The organism is Synechococcus sp. R55.8 (genome assembly GCF_047461895.1).
Classification (GTDB): Bacteria; Cyanobacteriota; Cyanobacteriia; order Thermostichales; family Thermostichaceae; genus Thermostichus.
Genome location: NZ_JANSIB010000149.1, coordinates 1 through 3,710, shown reverse-complemented (window position 1 = coordinate 3,710; position 3,710 = coordinate 1). Strand labels below are relative to the sequence as shown.

Here is a 3,710-nt window from a genome sequence, read left to right as displayed (position 1 = left end):
CGCTGCATAGTTGAACAGTGATGTTCAGCAGTGTTCAGCGTAAATGTATCAGCAATTGGTAAGCTAGGGATCCCAATCCTTGAGGTCTTGCCCCTGTGACAGATCCCAATGCCATTCGGATCACCTTTTTGGGCACCAGCTCCGGCATGCCCACCCGCCAGCGCAATGTCTCTGGGGTGGCGGTGCAGTTTCCCCAGCGGTCGGAATGGTGGCTGTTCGATTGTGGCGAGGGCACCCAGCACCAGTTGCTGCGCCTAGACGAGCTGCGCCCCAGCCAGTTGCGCCGCATTTTCATCACCCACATGCACGGGGATCACATCTACGGCCTGCCGGGGCTGTTGGCCTCCTGTGGCTTGGGCAGCACCCCTGAGCACATCGATATCTACGGCCCGCCGGGCCTGGAAGAGTACCTGAAGGCCGTGTTGCGCTACAGCGAGACGCGCATCCCCTACGGCTTCCGCGTTCACACCGTCGAAACCGGTCTCATCCTGCAAGAGCCGGAATACTCCGTCTTCTGCGCGCCCTTGGATCACCGGGTGCCCGCCTTCGGCTACCGCGTGGTGGAACAGGATCGGCCAGGCAGCTTCAATGCAGCCAAAGCCCAGGCCGACGGGATCCCCTTTGGCCCTCTGTATGGGCAGCTCAAGGCCGGCCAATCCATCATCTGGCAGGGCCGCTGCTTTCACGGACGGGATTATGTCGGGGATCCCATTCCGGGCCGCAAATTCTCCTACTGCACCGACACGATTTTCTGCCGCAATGCCGTTGATCTCTCCCGGGCTGCGGATCTGGTCATCCACGAGGCTACCTACGCTCAGGCTGACTTGGAGCTGGCCCGCCGCTCTAAGCATTCCACCGCCGCCATGGCCGCCCAAGTGGCCGCCGAAGCCAAGGCCCAAGCTTTGATCCTCACCCACTTCAGCCCCCGCTACACCCCAGAAGCCCCCATTACCTTGGAAGACCTACTGGCAGAAGCTCAGGCCATTTTCCCCAATACCATGCTGGCCCGCGATCGGCTGACCTACGAGATCCCCCGTCGCAGCCCGTCCCCTCTGCCCGTGGGTGTGGGCTTGCCTCGCTAGAATGGTAGAACTGACTGTCTCAACCGGCAATGACGGATCCCAGACCTTACCCCGAACGTCCCCCATTTCCAGAGCGGCCCAAAACCGAACAACTGGATCAAACTGCCAACGAATGGCGAGCCTTCAGCGCTTTGCCTCCTGCCACCTCTCTGCCCCCGGTTCAAGCCGAGCGGCCAGCCCCGCAAACGGCTGCTGAGGGAGAACCCCTGCCGAAATTGGCTCCCTGGAGCAAACGAATTGGGGCCTTTGCCCTCGACTTTGGGCTGGGGCTGGGGATCTCCTACCTAGCCCAAGGCTTGGCTGCTCTGGTAGGGGCCAATGCAGGCGCCGTGGACATGACCGGCTATCTCGCCTTCTTCGCCACCTGGCTGGTGAACCGCGGCTATTTCCAGTCCCGTCCTGAGGGCCAAAGCCTCGGCAAATGGCTGCTGAACATCAAAACCCTGGATCCCGAAACCGAAGCCTCGCCGCACCTGGTTCGCTCTCTGGCTCGAGAGGGAGTGCTCTCCCTCTTTGTGCTTACAGAGGCCCTGCTGGTGCCTCTGGCTGCGGATGGGCTGTTTGCCGTCTTCGACAAGGAAAAACGCCAAACCATTCACGACCGCGCCGGACGTACCCTAGTGGTGGAAGCGGAGCGGGGCTATCACCTGGATGAAAAAGTCCTGCAGTTTTTGCAGGACATCCTAGAGGGGGACGCTGCTGACGACGTCAAATCGGCTGCTCGCGACCTGCTGCGCCAAGCCCAGCGCAATGACACCGTGCGGGATCTGTCCAAGCAGTTGCAGCGCCTGAGCAAAGATGTGGATCGCAACGCCCGTAGCCTACGGCAACAAACGGGCAAGCAAGTGAAAACTTGGGTTGATTCCGTCAAGGAAAAGTTGGATAATTGGTGATCGCGCTTATCGAGGTAAACCCCCATCTCCAGCCTCAGGATCTGGGATTGCAGTTTCCTCATTGCCGTTTACCTTCGTCTTGGGATCCGTCATGGCTAAAGCAAAGGGTGCCCGCATCATCATCACCCTGGAGTGCACCGAGTGCCGCACCAACGTCAACAAACGTTCTCCAGGTGTGAACCGCTACACCACCACCAAAAACCGCCGCAACACAACAGCCCGCTTAGAGCTGAAGAAATTCTGCCCCCACTGCAACCGCCACACCGTCCACAAAGAGATTAAGTAGTTCAAGCCGTTTCGCCGTTCTCCTGACCTATGGTTTACGCTCGCCGCCGCCTGTCTCCCATCAAGCCGGGAGAGCCCATTAGGTACACCGATGTGGAGCTGCTCAAGAAATTTGTGACCGAGCGTGGCAAGATCTTGCCCCGCCGCATCACCGGCCTGACTGCCAAACAACAGCGGGAGCTCACTGCCGCGATCAAACGAGCGCGCATCATGGGTCTTCTTTACTTTGTCAACAAAGAGGGATAGCTTTCTCCGGATCCCGATGGGCCTGCAGCTTTCGCCGGAACTCCAAGCCCGCTTGTCCCAGCCCCTCAATATCGGCGGGGTAAAAGTTTTGAGCCGCGTTTTTCAGGCGCCGCTGTCAGGGGTAACCGACCAAGTCTTTCGAGGGCTGGTGCGCCGTTTTGCCCCCCACAGCTTGGTTTACACGGAAATGGTCAGCGCGACCGGCTTGCACTATGCCCGCCAGTTGCCCCGCATCATGGAGGTCGGCGAGGGGGAGCAGCCTATTGGCATCCAACTGTTTGATTGTCGGCCCGACTTTCTGGCGGAAGCAGCCCGCATGGCGGTGGACGAAGGGGCGACCTTGGTGGACATCAACATGGGCTGCCCGGTGAACAAGATTACCAAAAACGGCGGTGGCTCTTCTCTGCTCCGCGATCCCGACACGGCAGCACGAATTGTGGAGGCGGTGGCCAAAGCGGTGGAGGTGCCCGTAACCGTAAAAACGCGCCTGGGCTGGTCGGATCAGGAGATCAACATTTTGGATTTTGCCCACCGTCTGCAGGAGGCAGGGGCGCAACTGCTCACCTTGCATGCCCGGACACGCGCCCAAGGCTTCAACGGCAAAGCCCGCTGGGACTGGATCCGCCGCGTCAAACAGCACCTGCGCATTCCCGTCATCGCCAATGGGGACATTTTCTCGACAGCCGCAGCGGTGAAGTGTCTGGAGGAAACCGGCGCCGATGGGGTGATGTGCTCCCGTGGCACCATGGGCTATCCCTTTCTGGTGGGGGAAATCGATCACTTCCTGAAAACCGGTCAAGAAAGACCGGCCCCCACTCCCCTGGAGCGGATTCAAATGGCCTTAGAGCATCTGCGCGGTCTCTGGGAGTACAAGGGAGAACGTGGCATCCGTCAGGCCCGCAAGCACATGACTTGGTACATCAAAGACTTTGCCGGAGCCTCTCAATTCCGTGCTCTCCTCTGTCGCATTGAGACGGTGCAGGAAGGGGAAGCCCTGCTTCTTCAAGCCATGGAGCGCTGCCAAGAAGCCACACCTCGACCGGAAGAGGCCATTAAAACCACCGAGGAGGTCGACCTTCTCCCTGAAGCCGGTTGGGCGTAGCTCCAAGGATCCCCACAATTGGAAATTGCTTGGAAATCGCCTCACGTCTGCCTTGGCTGTAGCCTGTGGCCCCGAAAAAGGCTATTGCGCCTGCTGCTGGGA

The 3,710-nt window shown here is 59.7% G+C and carries 5 protein-coding genes; all 5 read left to right on the top strand.

The genetic code is table 11. The features are described 5' to 3' along the window. Positions 1-113 precede the first annotated feature (113 nt). The 5 genes from rnz to dusB all read left to right on the top strand — a co-directional run bounded on the left by rnz (position 114) and on the right by dusB (position 3,608). A complete protein-coding gene (rnz, locus tag NW829_RS11870) occupies positions 114-1,082 on the top strand; it encodes a ribonuclease Z (protein ID WP_414417163.1) in 969 nt (322 codons plus the stop codon). Between the two features lie 29 nt (positions 1,083-1,111). Then, on the top strand, positions 1,112-1,975 hold the full coding sequence (locus NW829_RS11865) for an RDD family protein (RefSeq protein WP_414417162.1): 864 nt from the start codon (positions 1,112-1,114) through the stop codon (positions 1,973-1,975). A gap of 91 nt (positions 1,976-2,066) precedes the next feature. Beyond that, complete coding sequence (gene rpmG, locus NW829_RS11860) at positions 2,067-2,261, top strand: 50S ribosomal protein L33 (protein WP_011433240.1); 195 nt, start codon at positions 2,067-2,069, stop codon at positions 2,259-2,261. A 29-nt stretch (positions 2,262-2,290) separates the two neighbouring features. Continuing rightward, entirely contained in the window at positions 2,291-2,506 is a 216-nt protein-coding gene (rpsR, locus tag NW829_RS11855) for a 30S ribosomal protein S18 (RefSeq protein ID WP_011433239.1), read from the top strand. 16 nt (positions 2,507-2,522) lie between these two features. Further along, positions 2,523-3,608: a tRNA dihydrouridine synthase DusB gene (gene dusB / locus NW829_RS11850; RefSeq protein WP_414331927.1), complete on the top strand. Its 1,086-nt coding sequence runs from the start codon at positions 2,523-2,525 to the stop codon at positions 3,606-3,608. The last annotated feature ends 102 nt before the right edge of the window (positions 3,609-3,710 follow it).

Bases quoted from the DNA above. Each gene is read 5' to 3' on its own strand.
- NW829_RS11865 (WP_414417162.1), top strand. From the start codon at position 1,112: ATGACGGATCCCAGACCTTACCCCGAACGTCCCCCATTTCCAGAGCGG.
- rpmG (WP_011433240.1), top strand. From the start codon at position 2,067: ATGGCTAAAGCAAAGGGTGCCCGCATCATCATCACCCTGGAGTGCACC.
- rpsR (WP_011433239.1), top strand. From the start codon at position 2,291: ATGGTTTACGCTCGCCGCCGCCTGTCTCCCATCAAGCCGGGAGAGCCC.
- dusB (WP_414331927.1), top strand. From the start codon at position 2,523: ATGGGCCTGCAGCTTTCGCCGGAACTCCAAGCCCGCTTGTCCCAGCCC.